Genomic DNA, 14727 nt, shown 5'->3' on the forward strand with positions numbered 1-14727 from the left:
ATGGACGACGCACATCTGAGGGAAGAGGGCACGAACAGCGAGCTGCTGTTCAAGGGCAATTTCCTGCACGCCAAGCGCGACACCGTGCGCCTGCCCGACGGCAAGAGCGCGACGCGCGAATACGTGATCCACCCGGGCGCGGTGGTGGTGGTGCCGCTGCTCGATGACGGCCGCGTCGTGCTCGAGCGGCAATACCGCTACCCGATCGGCCGCGTGATGACCGAATTCCCGGCCGGCAAGCTCGATGCCGGCGAAGATCCGCTTTTCTGCGGCCAGCGCGAGCTGATCGAGGAAACCGGCTACAGCGCGCGCGAATGGGCCCACGCCGGCGCCATGCACCTGGCGGTGGCGTACTCGACCGAGATCATCCACATCTACTTCGCGCGCGGCCTGTCGCTGGGCGACCGGCAGCTCGACCACGGCGAGTTCCTCGACGTCATTACCGCCACGCCGGACGAGCTGTTCGGCTGGTGCCGCGACGGCACCGTGTCCGACGCCAAGACGCTGACCTGCACGCTCTGGCTGCAAAACGTCCTGTCGGGCGCATGGGCGCTCGACTGGCAAACGCCCGCCGCACCCGCCGGCGCCTGATAATCCGCGCATGAAGGTCCTCAACCTCCAATGCGCCCACGGCCACGGCTTCGAGGGCTGGTTCGCGTCCAACGAGGCGTTCGAGACGCAGCTCGCCGGCGGCCTCGTGTCCTGCCCGATCTGTGCCGACACGGCCATCACCAAGCTGCTGGCCGCGCCGCGCCTGAACCTCGGCAGCCCCAAGCCGCCTGCCGAAGCGCCGAGCGCCCCTGCCGCCGAGAGCTCGCCTGAAGCACGCTGGATGCGTGCGGTGCGCGAGGTGATGGCCAAGACCGAAGACGTCGGCGAACGCTTCGCCGACGAGGCCCGCAAGATGCACTACGGCGAAGCCGAGGAGCGCGGCATCCGCGGTCAGGCCACGCGCGAGGAAGCGCAGACCCTGCTCGACGAAGGGATCGCGGTGTTTTCGCTGCCCATCCCGCCCGCCCTCAAAGAAACTCTGCAGTAAAGCTCTCCCCCAGGCTTGCCCACTTCGTGTCGCCGCCAACCCCCTCACCGGGGGCAACACCAGCGGCCCGGCAAAGCCGGTTCCGCGGTGTTCCTGGTATAGCGAATGCGAGTTGGCTGCCTGCCGGTGTGCCTACGAGGTGAACTGCAGCGCCGCGAGGCGCGCGTAGACGCCGTTCTGCGCGACCAGCGTCGCATGCGTTCCCTGTTCCACGATGCCGCCGTGGTCGAGCACCACGATGCGGTCGGCCTTCTGCACCGTCGCGAGCCGGTGGGCGATGACCAGCGTGGTGCGGCCCACCATCGCGGATTCGAGCGCGGCCTGCACCATGCGCTCGCTCTCGGCATCGAGCGCGCTGGTGGCTTCGTCGAGCAGGAGCAACGGTGGGTTCTTGAGCATCGCGCGCGCGATCGCGATGCGCTGGCGCTGCCCGCCCGACAGGCGCACGCCGCGCTCGCCGAGGAAGGTGTCGTAGCCCTCGGGCAGCGCCTTCAGAAATCCGTCGGCAAAGGCGGCGCGCGCGGCGGCGTGGACTTCTTCGACGCTCGCATCGGGCCGGCCGTAGCGAATGTTTTCCAGCGCGCTGGCCGAGAAGATCACTGCGTCCTGCGGCACCAGCCCGATGCGCGTGCGCAGTTCGTCGAGTGACAGCTCTGCGAGCGAAGTGCCGTCGAGCGCGATGCGGCCCGATTGCGGGTCGTAGTAGCGCAAGAGCAGCTGGAACACCGTGCTCTTGCCCGCGCCGCTCGAGCCCACCAGCGCCACGGTTTCGCCCGGCGCCACCGCGAGGCTGAAGTCGCGCAGCGCCGGGGTGCCGGGCCGCGAGGGGTAGTGGAAGGTGACGCCCTCGAAGCTGACCGCGCTGCCGGCGGCGGGAACCACCGCCTTGGCCGGCTGGGCCGGCGAGACGATGACCGGCCTGGCGTGCAGCAGCTCCATCAGGCGCTCGGTGGCGCCGGCCGCGCGCAGCAGGTCGCCGTAGACCTCGCCGAGCACCGCGGCGGCACTGGCCAGGATGATCACGTAGACCACCGTCTGTCCGAGGTGGCCGGCCGTGATGTCGCCGCGCAGCACCGCCTGCGTGCCCTGGTACAAGCCCCACAGCAGCGCCGCCGAGGTCGCGATGATGATGAAGGCCACCAGCACCGAGCGCGCCTTCGTGCGGCGCACCGCGGTGCGGAAGGCGTTGTCGGTGGAGGCGTCGAAGCGGGCCGCTTCGCGCGCTTCGGCCGTGTAGCTCTGCACCACGGGAATCGCATTCAGCACCTCGGCCGCGATGGCGCTCGAATCGGCGACGCGGTCCTGGCTGGCCCGCGAAAGCCGGCGCACGCGGCGGCCGAACCACATGCTCGGCAGCACCACCAGCACCAGGATGCCGAGCACCTGCACCATCACATAGGGGTTGGTCCAGATCAGCATGGCCAGCGCGCCGCTGCCCATCACCGCGTTGCGCAATCCCATGCTGAGCGAGGAGCCCACGACGGTCTGCACCAGCGTCGTGTCGGCCGTCAGGCGCGACAGCACTTCGCCGGTCTGCGTGGTCTCGAAAAAAGCCGGGCTCTGGCGCAGCACATGGGCGTAGACCGCGTTGCGCAGGTCAGCCGTGACCCGCTCGCCGAGCCAGCTCACGGTGTAGAAGCGCGCCGCCGAGAAGATGCCGAGCGCCACGGCCACGGCGAACAGGGCCAGGAAATGCTCGCGCAGCGCCATGGCCTGGGCACCGCGGTCGGCGGCGATCAGGCCGCCATCGATCAGGCCGCGCAGGGCCAGCGGGAACACCAGCGTGGTCGCCGCCGCCAAGACCAGAAACACGGCAGCCAGCAGGATCTGGGTGCGGTAGGGGCGCAGAAAAGGGGTCAGCCCGGTCAGTGATTTGGGAGAGCCCTTGGCGAGCGAGGGCGAAGCGGGGGAAACCATGACTTCGATTCTAGCCAACGCTTGCCGCCTCAAAGGCAGCCTTGACAATAGTTGTCGCGACAACTAATATCGCGCCATGTCCGATTCCCCAAGCCCAGGAGCCGTACCGCCGGCCGCCGGCTTCTACAAGCCGGAGAATTACCAAGCCGAGGAAAGCGTCGGCCACATGATGCGCCGCATCACGACCCTCGTGAGCCAGGCGGTCGCCAGCGACATGTGGGAACCGGGCGCGCCCACCTTTCCGCAATGGGCGCCGCTCTACAAGCTCCACCTGGGCCACGCCACCACCGTCGCGGAACTCGCGCGCGAGTGCCAGCTCGACACCGGTGCCATGACGCGCCTGCTCGACCGTCTCGAGGCCAAGGGCCTGTGCCGGCGCGTGCGCTCCGTTTCCGACCGGCGCGTGGTCAACATCGAACTGACCGACGAGGGCCGCGCCGCCGCCCGACAGGTACCCCATGTCCTATGCCGCGTGCAGAACGAGGCGCTTGCCGGCTTCACCCGTGAGGAGTGGGTGCAGCTCAAGGGCTATCTGCGCCGCATCCTCGACAACGCACAGGCCGTCGCGGCCCGTGGAGAAAAAGATGAATCCGCTTCTTCCTGAGTTCGCGCGCCGCCGCGCGATCGCCATGGCCGCTGCCTTGGCGGTCCTTGTTCTGGCCGGTTGCGCCGACATGGCGCACATCGATTCGCACGCGAAGCTGCGCGATGCCGATTCACTGGGGCTGGGGAGCGCGCAGGCCGCACCTGCCGTCGACAGCCAATGGTGGCTCGGCTTCGGCGATGCCCAGCTCAACGCCCTGGTCGGCCAGGCGCTGGAAGGCAATCCCAATCTGCAGGTCGCGCGTGCGCGCCTTGCCCGCGCACAGGCCTCGACCGCCATCGCCGAGGCGGCCGGCAAACCGCAGATCGACGGCGAGCTCGATCTCACGCGGCAGAAGTTCAGCGGCAATTACATCTACCCGTCGCCGCTCGGCGGCTCGATCCAGGAGACCGGCACGCTGCAGCTCAATGCCAGCTGGGAGCTCGACTTCTTCGGCAAGAACCGCACCGCGATCGAGGCGGCCATCGGCAGCGCGAATGCCGCGGCCGCCGATGCCGACGCCGCCCGCGTTCTTTTGGCCAGCAACATCGCACGCGGCTATTTCCAGTGGGCCCGGCTGAACGACCAGCTGGCCGTGGCCAGGCGCACGCTGGCGCAGCGCGAAGAAACGCTGAAGCTGGTGCGCGACCGCGTCTCCGCCGGGCTCGACACGCGCCTCGAACTGCGCCAGAGCGAAGGCGGCCTGCCGCAGGCGCGCCAGCAGATCGAGTTCTTGAGCGAACAGATCGCGCTTGCGCAGCACGCGCTGGACGCGCTCGTCGCCAAGCCGAATGCGACGCAGGGCTTGGCCCCGCCAGCGCTCGGCGGCATCCGGCCGATCGCGCTGCAGCCCACGATCCCGGCCGACCTGCTGGGACGGCGCGCCGACATCGCGGCCGCGCGCTGGCGCGTCGAAGCCGCCACCAGCGATGTCGCGAACGCGAAGACGCAGTTCTATCCGAACATCAACCTCGTGGCCTTCGCCGGCTTCTCGAGCATCGGCTTCGACAGCTTGGTCAAGTCCGGCAGCCAGCAGTGGGGCGTGGGCCCGGCCATCCGGCTGCCGATCTTCGAAGGCGGCCGGCTGCGCGCCAACCTGCGCGGCAAGGCCGCCGATCTCGACGCCGCGATCGAGAGCTACAACGCCTCCGTGCTCGATGCGGTGCGCGACGTCGCCGACCAGGTCGCCAGCGCGCAATCGGTGACGCGCCAACAGGCCGAGCAACGCGACGCGCAGAGCGCGGCCGAAGCCGCCTACGACATCGCCGTGCAGCGCTACGGCGCCGGCCTCGGCAACTACCTCAACGTGCTGACGGCAGAGACCTCCGTGCTCGCGCAGCGCCGCGAAGCGGTCGACCTCGCCGCGCGCGCCCTCGACACGCAGGTCGGCCTGGCCCGCGCGCTGGGCGGCGGCTGGCAGCCCGCCACTTCGACCACCGCTGCGGCCGGCACGACACCGACCCCGCATCCCTGAACACCGCGCGAAACCGAAAGACATCTCCATGGACAGCAAGGACAACACCGACACGACCGTCCCGGCCCAATCCGTCGCCGAGGCGGCGCCTTCCAGCAACAAGCGCCGCCGCGCGCTGACCGCACTCGCCTCGGTGGTGGTGCTGGCCGGCGCCGGCTGGGGCCTCTACGAATGGCTGGTCGCGAGCCACTACGAGTCGACCGACAACGCCTACGTGCAGGGCAACGTGATCCAGATCACGCCGCAGATCGGCGGCACCGTGATGGCCATCATGGCCGACGACACCGACCTCGTGAAAGCCGGCCAGCCGCTGGTGCAGCTCGATCCGGCCGATGCGAAGGTCGCGCTCGACCAGGCCGAGGCCGCGCTCGCGCAGACGGTGCGCCAGGTGCGCACGCTGTACGCCAACAACGGCTCGCTGGCCGCGCAGGTCACGCTGCGCCAGTCCGACATCGTCAAGGCGCAGAGCGACATCGCGCGCGCCCAGGACGACCTGAAGCGCCGTCAGGCGCTCACGGGCAACGGCGCGGTGTCGAAGGAAGAACTCAACCACGCCGAGACGACGCTCGCCAACGCGAAGAGCGCGCTCGCGGCGGCGCAGGCCGGCGTGGTCTCGGCGCGCGAACAGCTCGCGAGCAACCAGTCGCTGACCGAAGGCACCAGCGTCGAGCAGCACCCGAGCGTGCTGGCCGCCGCCGCCAAGGTGCGCGAGGCCTATCTCGCGACGCAGCGCGTCGCGATGCCGGCGCCGGTCGAAGGCTACGTGGCCAAGCGCACCGTGCAGCTCGGCCAGCGCGTCGCGGCCGGCACGCCGATGATGTCGATCGTGCCGCTGAACCAGGTGTGGGTCGACGCCAACTTCAAGGAAGTGCAGCTGCGCAGCATCCGCCTCGACCAGCCGGTGAAGCTCACGGCCGACGTGTACGGCAAGAAGGTCGAATACACCGGCCGCGTCGCCGGCCTCGGCGTCGGCACCGGTGCCGCCTTCGCGCTGCTGCCGGCGCAGAACGCCACCGGCAACTGGATCAAGGTGGTGCAGCGGGTGCCGGTGCGCATCGCGCTTGACCCCGAGCAGCTCAAGGCCAATCCGCTGCGCGTGGGCCTCTCGATGGATGCCGAGATCGACGTCACGCAGAAGGGCGGCAAGATGCTCGCCGACGCGCCGCGCGCCAGCGCGCTGAGTCAGACACAGGTCTACAGCCGGCTCGACCAGGGCGCCGACGCCGAAGTGCAGCGCATCATCGCGGCCAACATGGGCCGCGGCGCAGCGCTCGCGAGCACGGCGCGGCCCGCGGGCAGTGCCGCCTCTGCGGCAGGTGCATCGCCCTCGCACGTCAACCCGATCTGATTCGACGGCTTGCGCACGATGGCGACCGCTTCGGCTCTTCCCGCACCCCTGCCGCCGCTCGAGGGCTCCGCCCGGCTGTGGGGCACGATCGCGCTCTCGGCCGCGACCTTCATGAACGTGCTCGACACCTCGATCGCCAACGTCTCGCTGCCAGCCATCTCCGGCGACCTCGGCGTCAGTTCGACGCAGGGCACCTGGGTCATCACCAGCTTCGCGGTGGCCAACGCCATCGCGGTGCCGCTCACCGGCTGGCTCACGCAGCGCTTCGGCCAGGTGCGCCTGTTCATGGCCAGCGTGCTGCTGTTCATCATCAGCTCCTGGCTTTGTGGGCTGGCGCCCAACATGACGACGCTGATCGCGTTCCGCGCGCTGCAGGGCTTCGTCGCCGGGCCGATGATTCCGCTGTCGCAGACGCTGCTGCTGTCGAGCTACCCGAAGGCCAAGGCAGGGCTTGCGATGGCGATGTGGTCGATGACCACGCTGGTCGCGCCCGTGATGGGGCCGCTGCTCGGCGGCTGGATCACCGACAACATCTCCTGGCCCTGGATCTTCTACATCAACATCCCGGTGGGCCTGCTTGCCGCCGGCATCACCTGGGGCATCTACCGCAAGCGCGAGAGCACGACGCGCAAGGTGCCCATCGATGCCATCGGCCTCGGGCTGCTGGTGCTGTGGGTGGGTTCGCTGCAGCTGATGCTCGACAAGGGCAAGGAACTGGACTGGTTCCATTCGGCCGAGATCGTGACGATGGCGGTGGTGGCGGTGGTCGGCTTCGCCTTCTTCCTGGTCTGGGAGCTGACCGACAAGCACCCGGTGGTCGACCTCTCGCTCTTCAAGCGCCGCAACTTCTGGTCGGGCGCGCTGGCGACGGCGGTGGCCTACGGCCTGTTCTTCGGCAACGTCGTGATCCTGCCGTTGTGGCTGCAGCAGTACATGGGCTACACGGCGACGCAGGCCGGCATGATCATGGCGCCGGTGGGCCTGCTCGCGATCGTGTTCTCGCCGATCGTCGGCCTCACGGTCAGCAAGATCGATCCGCGCCGCTACGCCACCTTCTCCTTCCTGGTGTTCGCGCTGGTGCTGTGGATGCGCTCCAACTTCAACACCCAGGCCGACTTCTGGACCATCATGATCCCGACCGTGATCCAGGGCGTGGCGATGGCCTTCTTCTTCATTCCGCTGGTGACGATCACGCTGTCGGGCCTCGCGCCCGATCGCATCGCGGCGGCTTCGGGGCTGTCGAACTTCGCGCGCATCACCGCGGGCGCCATGGGAACCTCCATCGCCACCACGGTGTGGGAGAACCGCGCCGCGCTGCATCACGCGCAGCTGGTCGAGTCGGTCAACCAGGGCAATGCGGCCGCGAGCAGCGCGATGGCCGGGCTCGGCAGCAGCGGCTTCAGCGCCGACCAGGTGCTGGGGCAGCTCAACCGCATCGTGGACCAGCAGTCCTTCATGCTGGCCGCGAATGATGTGTTCTATGCATCGGCGGTGCTGTTCCTGCTGCTGATTCCCTTCGTCTGGCTGGCCAAGCCGACGCGCGCTGCGGGTGCCTCCGATGCAGCCGCCGGCGCCCACTGACGCTCTCTTCCAACCAGCTGACGCTGGTTGCAGTGCAGCATAGGCATTTGCCCCAGTAGGCAAGTTTGGTTACCGCTGCAAACAATGCGGTCCGCGCAACCATGGTGGTGCGCTCAGATGGACCGCATGACTGATCTTTCCTGCCAGCACACGGGCGACCGCGCGAGATGAGCGACATCATTCTCGAAACACGCCAGCTCACCAAGGAATTCAAGGGCTTCACCGCGGTCAGCAAGGTCGATCTCTCGGTCGTACGCGGATCGATCCATGCCTTGATCGGCCCCAACGGCGCCGGCAAGACGACCTGCTTCAACCTGCTGACCAAGTTCCTCGAGCCCACTTCGGGAACCATCCTGTTCAACGGGATGGACATCACGAACGAGCGCCCGGCGCAGATTGCGCGGCGCGGCATCATCCGCTCGTTCCAGATCTCGGCGGTGTTCCCGCACCTGACCCTGCTCGAGAACGTGCGCCTGGGCCTGCAGCGCGCGCTCGGCACTTCCTACCACTTCTGGAAGAGCGAGAAATCGCTGAAGCCCCTCGATGAGCGCGCCCGCACGCTCTTGGCCGAGGTGGGGCTGGAAGAACTCGCCGACGAGCAGACCGTGAACCTGCCCTACGGCCGCAAGCGCGCGCTCGAGATCGCGACCACGCTTGCGATGGAGCCCGAGCTGATGCTGCTCGACGAGCCCACGCAGGGCATGGGCCACGAAGATGTGCACCGCGTGGCCGAACTCATCAAGCGCGTGTCGGCCGGCCGCACCATCCTGATGGTGGAGCACAACATGAGCGTGGTCTCGACCATCGCCGACACCATCACGGTGCTGCAGCGCGGCGCCGTGCTGGCCGAGGGGCCGTATGCCGAAGTCTCGAAGAATCCGCAGGTGATGGAAGCCTATATGGGCACCACCGACGGCCAATTGCAAGGAGCGCATTGAATGGCCGTTCCTGCACTCGAAATCAAGGACCTCCACGCCTGGTACGGCGAGTCGCATGTGCTGCATGGCGTCGACATGGTGGTGCAGCCCGGCGAGGTGGTCACGCTCCTGGGCCGCAACGGTGCGGGGCGCACCACCACGATGCGGGCCGTTCTGGGCCTCACCGGCGCGCGCAAGGGCAGCATCAAGGTCGGCGGCGTTGAAACCATCGGCATGCCCACGCACCGCATCGCGCACCACGGCATCGGCTACTGCCCGGAAGAGCGCGGCATCTTTGCAAGCCTGTCGGCCGAGGAAAACCTGCTGCTGCCGCCCGTGCTGAAGGGCGCAGGGCAGGGCATGTCGGTGGACGAGATCTACGCGATGTTCCCCAACCTGGCCGAGCGCCGCAACAGCCAGGGCACGCGCCTGTCGGGCGGCGAGCAGCAGATGCTGGCGGTCGCGCGTATCCTGCGTACCGGCGCCAAGCTGCTTCTGCTCGACGAGATATCCGAAGGCCTGGCGCCCGTGATCGTGCAGGCGCTGGCCCGCATGATCCACATGCTGCGCGGCAAGGGCTACACCGTGGTCATGGTGGAGCAGAACTTCCGCTTCGCGGCGCCGCTGGCCGACCGTTTCTACGTGATGGAGCACGGTCGCATCGTCGAGAAGTTCGGCGCAGCCGAACTCGAAGCCAAGATGCCGGTGCTCCATGAACTGCTCGGCGTCTGATCATTTTTCTGAAGGAGTCAACATGAAAACGCAACTCACCGCACTCGCGCTGGCCATCGGCGCACTGGCCCTTGCTTCCGGCGCACAGGCGCAGGACAAGGTCACGATCGGGTTCGTGACCGACATGTCGAGCCTGTACGCGGATCTGGAAGGCAAGGGGGGCGCCACGGCGATCCAGATGGCAATCGACGACTTCGGCGGCAAGGCGCTCGGGAAGCCGATCGAGCTGCTCTCGGCCGACCATCAGAACAAGGCTGACATCGCCGCCTCCAAGGCGCGCGAGTGGATCGACACGGCCGGCGCCAGCATGATCTTCGGCGGCACCAATTCCGGCGCGATGCTTGCGATAGCCAAGGTGGCGCAGGAGAAGAAGCGCGTGTTCTTCACCAATGGCGCGGCCAGCTCGGCGCTCACCAACGAGCAGTGCACCCCGTACACCGTGCACTACGCCTACGACACCGTGGCGCTGGCCAGGGGCACCGGCGGCGCGGTGGTCGATACCGGCGGCAAGACCTGGTTCTTCCTGACGGCCGACTACGCCTTCGGCCATGCGCTCGAAGCCGACACCGCCAAGGTGGTGAAGGAAAAGGGCGGCACGGTGGTCGGCGCGGTGCGCCATCCAACCAACGCCTCGGACTTCTCGTCCTTCCTGCTGCAGGCGCAAAACTCCAAGGCGCAGATCCTGGGTCTGGCCAACGCCGGCGGCGACACCATCAACTCGATCAAGGCCGCCAAGGAATTCGGCATCGGCAAGACCATGAAGACGGCGGGCCTGCTGGTGTTCCTGACCGACATACACAGCCTTGGCGTGAAGAACACGGAAGGCCTGCTCCACACGACCAGCTGGTATTGGGACCTGAACGACGACACGCGCAAGTTCGCGGCCCGCTACTTCGAAAAGACCAAGCGCATGCCCACCGACATCCAGGCGGCCGACTACTCGGCCACCACGACCTACCTCAAGGCGGTCGAGGCGGCCAAGTCGACGGATGCCGACAAGGTGATGGAACAGCTCAAGAAGCTGCCCATCAACGACTTCTATGCCAAGGGCACCATCCGCGCCGATGGCCGCATGGTGCACGAGATGTACCTGGTGGCGGTCAAGTCGCCGGCCGAGTCGAAGAAGCCCTGGGACTACTTGAAGGTGGTCAAGACGCTGCCGGGCGACCAGGTCTTCACGACAAAAGCCGAGAGCAAGTGCTCCCTCTGGAAATAAGCTGACTCACTGATCTCGTTCATCGCCTTCCCGTATGCAAATTTCACTGCCTGCCCTGCTGAGCCAGCTCCTTCTCGGGTTGGTCAACGGATCGTTCTACGCGATCCTGAGCCTTGGGCTCGCAGTGATCTTCGGCCTGCTCAATGTGATCAACTTCGCGCACGGCGCGCTGTTCATGCTGGGCGCCGTGCTGACCTGGATGGCGATGAACTACTTCAACGTCAACTACTGGGTGATGCTGGTCGCGGCGCCGATCATCGTCGGCCTGTTCGGCGTGCTGATCGAGCGGCTGCTGCTGCGCTGGATCTACAAGCTCGATCATCTCTACGGTCTCCTGCTCACGCTCGGCCTCACGCTGCTGATCGAAGGCGTGTTCCGCTCGGTCTACGGCGTCTCGGGCCTCGGCTACGACGCGCCCGATGCGCTGTCGAGCGCCACCGATCTCGGCTTCATGGTGCTGCCCAACTACCGTGCCTGGGTGGTGGCGGCCTCGCTCGTGGTCTGCTTCGCGACCTGGTTCGTGATCGAGAAGACGCGGCTGGGCGCCTACCTGCGCGCAGGCACCGAGAACCCGCGCCTGGTCGAGGCCTTCGGCGTCAACGTGCCGCTGATGATCACGCTGACCTATGGCTTTGGCGTCGCGCTCGCGGCCTTCGCGGGCGTGCTGGCGGCGCCGGTGATCCAGGTCTCGCCGCTGATGGGGCAGAACCTCATCATCGTGGTGTTCGCGGTGGTCGTGATCGGCGGCATGGGCTCGATCATGGGAGCCATCTTGACCGGGCTCGGCCTCGGCGTGATCGAGGGCCTGACCAAGGTCTTCTATCCCGAGGCATCCTCCACCGTCGTGTTCGTGATCATGGTCATCGTGCTGCTCATCCGGCCGGCCGGCCTGTTCGGAAAAGAAAAATAAGACGCGAGCCGCATGAAAAAGCTATCCCTCGTCATCTACCTGCTGCTGCTCGTCGCGCTGATCGTGGCGCCCTTCGCCGGCGCCTACCCGGTGTTCGTGATGAAGCTCATGTGCTTCGCACTGTTCGCCTCGGCTTTCAATCTGCTGCTCGGCTACACCGGGCTCCTGTCTTTCGGCCACGCGGCCTTCCTCGGCGGCTCGGCCTACGTGGCGGGGCAGGTGATGAAGGTCTGGGGCCTGACGCCCGAACTGGGCCTCATCGCCGGCACGCTCACTGGCGCCTTGCTGGGCTGGCTGTTCGGCGTGCTGGCGATCCGCCGTCAAGGCATCTACTTCGCGATGATCACGCTGGCGCTGGCGCAGATGATGTTCTTCGTCGCGCTGCAGGCCAAGTTCACCGGCGGCGAGGACGGCCTGCAGGGCGTGCCGCGCGGCCGGCTCTTCGGCCTGCTCGATCTGCAGAACGACCTCACCATGTACTACGTGGCCCTGGCGATCGTGGTCGCTGCCTTCCTGCTGATCGTGCGCACCATCCATTCGCCCTTCGGTCAGGTGCTGAAGGGCATCAAGGAAAACGAGGCACGCGCGCTCTCACTGGGCTACGACGTAAGCCGCTTCAAGCTGCTGGCCTTCGTGATCTCGGCGGCGCTCTCGGGCCTGGCCGGTTCGCTCAAGACCCTGGTGCTGGGCTTCGCCACCTTGTCCGACGTGCACTGGACCGCGTCGGGTCAGGTCATCCTGATGACGCTGGTGGGCGGCCTGGGCACGCTCTCCGGCCCGCTGGTCGGCTCGGCCGTGGTGGTGCTGCTCGAGAACAAGATCGGCGAGTTCGGCAACCTGCTCGCGCGCATCACCACCATCGACTGGTTCAACACCCTCGGCGAGTCGGTCACCATGGTCACCGGCCTGATCTTCGTGATCTGCGTGCTGGCCTTCCGGCGCGGCATCATGGGCGAGATCATCGCCTTCGTCGAGCGGCAGCGCGGGCCGCGCGCCTAGCCATGTGGCAGCCCGCTGAACGTTACCCCGATCCTGCCGTCGAAATCCTCGACCCGCGCTTCGCGAAGTACCGCATCACCAGCGCCGCCGTCGAGCGGCTGGCGAGCGGCTTCCGCTGGGCCGAAGGACCGGTGTGGTTCGGCGACGGCCGCTACCTGCTGTGGAGCGACATTCCCAACAACCGCGTGATGCGCTGGGACGAGGAGACCGGTGCGGTCAGCGCGTTCCGCAAGCCCTCGAACTTCGCCAACGGCCACACGCGCGATCGCCAGGGGCGACTCGTCAGCTGCGAGCACGGCACGCGGCGCGTGACGCGCACCGAGTACGACGGCAGCATCACCGTGATCGTCGACCGCTTCGAGGGCAAGCGGCTCAATTCGCCCAACGACATCGTCGTCAAGTCGGACGATTCGATCTGGTTCACCGATCCGCCCTTCGGCATCCTCGGCCACTACGAAGGCCATGCGGCCGAGGCCGAGCTGCCCACCAACGTCTACCGCGTCGACAGCCGCACCGGCGAGGCCACGGTGGTGTGCGGCGACGTCAACCGGCCCAACGGCCTGTGCTTCTCGCCCGACGAGCGCCGGCTCTATGTGGTGGAGTCGGGCACCTTGCCGCGCCGCATCCGCGTGTTCGACTTGAGCGATGACGGCCGCCGGCTCCAGAACGACCGCGTGTTCCTGCAGACCGAGATGGAGGGCTCGCCCGATGGCTTCCGCTGCGACGTCGACGGCAACCTGTGGGCCGGCTGGGGCACCGGCGAGGGCCGCGACGGCGTGATGGTGTTCGCGCCCGACGCCACGCCGATCGGGCGCATCGCATTGCCCGAGCGCTGCGCCAACCTGTGCTTCGGCGGCATCGCGCGCAACCGGCTCTTCATGGCGGCGAGCCAGTCGCTCTATGCGCTCTACGTCAACACGCAGGGTGCGCGCGGCGGTTGAGGCGCCTCACATGCCTCACATGCCTCACATGCGAAGGGCCTGCGCGTAGCCGGTCATCTCCAGATAGCCGCGGCCGACGCGCCGCCCGCCGTCGTCCTGCAGATCGCTCAGGCCTTCCCAGTAGACGGCGCCGGTCGAACCCCGGCTGTCGAGCTCCTGATCGTCGAGCAGTGCCTGCACCCTGAAGACGCCGGCCGGCGCCTGGATGCGCCATCGGGTCGGGTAGGCCGCGCGCGTGCGCGGGCTGGTCCAGGTGCTTTCGGCGTCGAAGCGCAGTTCGTCGTGGCCGAACACGCGCAGCGTTCCGTCGGCGCTGCGCAGCGACCCGCCGAACCACAGGGCTGTGCCGTCGCGCCGGCGTATGCGAAAGGCCATCAGTGCGCCGCCGTCGTCGAGGTTCATGCCGATCCAGTCCCAGCCGGCCGCATCGGGATGTAGGTAGGCTTCGCTCCACTCGTGATCGAGCCATGCCTTGCCCTGTACGTCGAAGCCGCGGCCTTGCAAGGTGAGGCGGCCCTGCGTCGCGAGCTGCGGTTCGCTGTAGTAGTAGCTGGCCTGCTCGGCATCGGGGCCCTTGCGCGAGAGGCCGTCCTTGCCTTGCAGCAGCACCGGCTGGGTGGCTGAAAAACGCAGGTCGAGCCCGAAGCCCTCGGCCGGCAACTTGGCCGTGTAGCCCTCGGCATCGCGCTTCAGCGTCCAGTTGCGCAGCCGGACGTCGGTGCCCTCTTCGGCGGCCGACGCCACGCCGAAGCCCGCACGCGCGATGCGCTCGTCGTGCCAGAGCTTGCGGCCTTCAAGATCGGTGAGTGCCGCATGCGCAAAGATCAGCTGACGCGCCGCGAAGTCCGAGCGCATTGCCTGCGTCGCAACGACCCGCGAGCGGAAGAAGGTGAGCTGGAAGCCGAAGTCGCGTGCCCCGGCCTGCGCATGGCCGGTGATGTACCACCACTCGGTGCGCAGATCCGAATGGCTGCCGAAGTCGCGTGGAAACTGCAGCATGCGCGGCGGCAGCGCCCATGCCGCCGGCGCCGCGAGTGCCGACAGAAGCACTGTACGGCGCGACAGCATGC

Annotated in this window: 14 protein-coding genes; 12 read left to right on the top strand and 2 right to left on the bottom strand. The window is 67.6% G+C overall.

Features of this window, described 5'->3' with window-relative positions; all coding sequences use genetic code 11:
* On the top strand, positions 1–591 hold the full coding sequence (locus ACSQ9A_RS09950; protein ID WP_093102443.1) for an NUDIX domain-containing protein: 591 nt from the start codon (positions 1–3) through the stop codon (positions 589–591).
* A gap of 10 nt (positions 592–601) precedes the next feature.
* The gene (locus ACSQ9A_RS09955; RefSeq protein ID WP_093102444.1) at positions 602–1039 is read left to right on the top strand and encodes a DUF1178 family protein; all 438 of its coding nucleotides are present in this window, start codon (positions 602–604) and stop codon (positions 1037–1039) included.
* 132 nt (positions 1040–1171) lie between these two features.
* Here the strand turns inward: ACSQ9A_RS09955 and ACSQ9A_RS09960 are convergent, their stop codons facing one another.
* Entirely contained in the window at positions 1172–2956 is a 1785-nt protein-coding gene (locus ACSQ9A_RS09960) for an ABC transporter transmembrane domain-containing protein (protein WP_093102446.1), read from the bottom strand.
* 76 nt (positions 2957–3032) lie between these two features.
* On the opposite strand from ACSQ9A_RS09960, the gene ACSQ9A_RS09965 reads away from it, so the two are divergent.
* The 10 genes from ACSQ9A_RS09965 (at position 3033) to ACSQ9A_RS10010 (ending at position 13657) form a co-directional block, all read left to right on the top strand.
* The gene (locus tag ACSQ9A_RS09965; RefSeq protein ID WP_436303529.1) at positions 3033–3560 is read left to right on the top strand and encodes a MarR family winged helix-turn-helix transcriptional regulator; all 528 of its coding nucleotides are present in this window, start codon (positions 3033–3035) and stop codon (positions 3558–3560) included.
* Positions 3541–5013 carry an efflux transporter outer membrane subunit gene (locus ACSQ9A_RS09970; RefSeq protein ID WP_436303530.1) on the top strand — a complete coding sequence of 491 codons (1473 nt, stop codon included), beginning with the start codon at positions 3541–3543 and terminating at the stop codon, positions 5011–5013. Before ACSQ9A_RS09965 ends, ACSQ9A_RS09970 begins: the two co-directional genes overlap by 20 nt.
* Before the next feature lie 28 nt (positions 5014–5041).
* On the top strand, positions 5042–6361 hold the full coding sequence (locus ACSQ9A_RS09975) for an HlyD family secretion protein (RefSeq protein WP_436303531.1): 1320 nt from the start codon (positions 5042–5044) through the stop codon (positions 6359–6361).
* A gap of 18 nt (positions 6362–6379) precedes the next feature.
* Positions 6380–7942 carry a DHA2 family efflux MFS transporter permease subunit gene (locus ACSQ9A_RS09980; protein ID WP_436303532.1) on the top strand — a complete coding sequence of 521 codons (1563 nt, stop codon included), beginning with the start codon at positions 6380–6382 and terminating at the stop codon, positions 7940–7942.
* Between the two features lie 167 nt (positions 7943–8109).
* On the top strand, positions 8110–8880 hold the full coding sequence (locus ACSQ9A_RS09985; protein ID WP_436290620.1) for an ABC transporter ATP-binding protein: 771 nt from the start codon (positions 8110–8112) through the stop codon (positions 8878–8880).
* Positions 8881–9591 (top strand): ABC transporter ATP-binding protein, encoded by a 711-nt coding sequence (locus tag ACSQ9A_RS09990; protein ID WP_436303533.1) that lies wholly within the window; start codon positions 8881–8883, stop codon positions 9589–9591.
* A 22-nt stretch (positions 9592–9613) separates the two neighbouring features.
* Complete coding sequence (locus tag ACSQ9A_RS09995) at positions 9614–10807, top strand: ABC transporter substrate-binding protein (protein ID WP_436303534.1); 1194 nt, start codon at positions 9614–9616, stop codon at positions 10805–10807.
* A 34-nt stretch (positions 10808–10841) separates the two neighbouring features.
* Positions 10842–11717, top strand: a complete 876-nt coding sequence (locus ACSQ9A_RS10000) for a branched-chain amino acid ABC transporter permease (RefSeq protein WP_093102459.1) — start codon at positions 10842–10844, stop codon at positions 11715–11717.
* A gap of 12 nt (positions 11718–11729) precedes the next feature.
* Positions 11730–12716: a branched-chain amino acid ABC transporter permease gene (locus tag ACSQ9A_RS10005; protein ID WP_093102461.1), complete on the top strand. Its 987-nt coding sequence runs from the start codon at positions 11730–11732 to the stop codon at positions 12714–12716.
* A 2-nt stretch (positions 12717–12718) separates the two neighbouring features.
* A complete protein-coding gene (locus ACSQ9A_RS10010) occupies positions 12719–13657 on the top strand; it encodes an SMP-30/gluconolactonase/LRE family protein (protein ID WP_436303535.1) in 939 nt (312 codons plus the stop codon).
* 24 nt (positions 13658–13681) lie between these two features.
* On the opposite strand, the gene ACSQ9A_RS10015 is transcribed toward ACSQ9A_RS10010, so the two are convergent.
* A complete protein-coding gene (locus ACSQ9A_RS10015; RefSeq protein ID WP_436303536.1) occupies positions 13682–14725 on the bottom strand; it encodes a lipocalin-like domain-containing protein in 1044 nt (347 codons plus the stop codon).
* Positions 14726–14727 lie beyond the last annotated feature (2 nt).

The sequence above is a fragment of the Variovorax sp. LjRoot290 genome, from assembly GCF_964253985.1.
GTDB lineage: Bacteria > Pseudomonadota > Gammaproteobacteria > Burkholderiales > Burkholderiaceae_C > Variovorax.

Excerpts from the sequence above, each read along its gene's own strand:
- ACSQ9A_RS10005 (WP_093102461.1), top strand. The coding sequence starts at position 11,730 with ATGAAAAAGCTATCCCTCGTCATCTACCTGCTGCTGCTCGTCGCGCTG.
- ACSQ9A_RS09985 (WP_436290620.1), top strand. The coding sequence starts at position 8,110 with ATGAGCGACATCATTCTCGAAACACGCCAGCTCACCAAGGAATTCAAG.
- ACSQ9A_RS10015 (WP_436303536.1), bottom strand. The coding sequence starts at position 14,725 with ATGCTGTCGCGCCGTACAGTGCTTCTGTCGGCACTCGCGGCGCCGGCG.
- ACSQ9A_RS09995 (WP_436303534.1), top strand. The coding sequence starts at position 9,614 with ATGAAAACGCAACTCACCGCACTCGCGCTGGCCATCGGCGCACTGGCC.
- ACSQ9A_RS09975 (WP_436303531.1), top strand. The coding sequence starts at position 5,042 with ATGGACAGCAAGGACAACACCGACACGACCGTCCCGGCCCAATCCGTC.
- ACSQ9A_RS09970 (WP_436303530.1), top strand. The coding sequence starts at position 3,541 with ATGAATCCGCTTCTTCCTGAGTTCGCGCGCCGCCGCGCGATCGCCATG.
- ACSQ9A_RS09950 (WP_093102443.1), top strand. The coding sequence starts at position 1 with ATGGACGACGCACATCTGAGGGAAGAGGGCACGAACAGCGAGCTGCTG.
- ACSQ9A_RS09990 (WP_436303533.1), top strand. The coding sequence starts at position 8,881 with ATGGCCGTTCCTGCACTCGAAATCAAGGACCTCCACGCCTGGTACGGC.
- ACSQ9A_RS09965 (WP_436303529.1), top strand. The coding sequence starts at position 3,033 with ATGTCCGATTCCCCAAGCCCAGGAGCCGTACCGCCGGCCGCCGGCTTC.
- ACSQ9A_RS10000 (WP_093102459.1), top strand. The coding sequence starts at position 10,842 with ATGCAAATTTCACTGCCTGCCCTGCTGAGCCAGCTCCTTCTCGGGTTG.
- ACSQ9A_RS09955 (WP_093102444.1), top strand. The coding sequence starts at position 602 with ATGAAGGTCCTCAACCTCCAATGCGCCCACGGCCACGGCTTCGAGGGC.
- ACSQ9A_RS09960 (WP_093102446.1), bottom strand. The coding sequence starts at position 2,956 with ATGGTTTCCCCCGCTTCGCCCTCGCTCGCCAAGGGCTCTCCCAAATCA.
- ACSQ9A_RS10010 (WP_436303535.1), top strand. The coding sequence starts at position 12,719 with ATGTGGCAGCCCGCTGAACGTTACCCCGATCCTGCCGTCGAAATCCTC.
- ACSQ9A_RS09980 (WP_436303532.1), top strand. The coding sequence starts at position 6,380 with ATGGCGACCGCTTCGGCTCTTCCCGCACCCCTGCCGCCGCTCGAGGGC.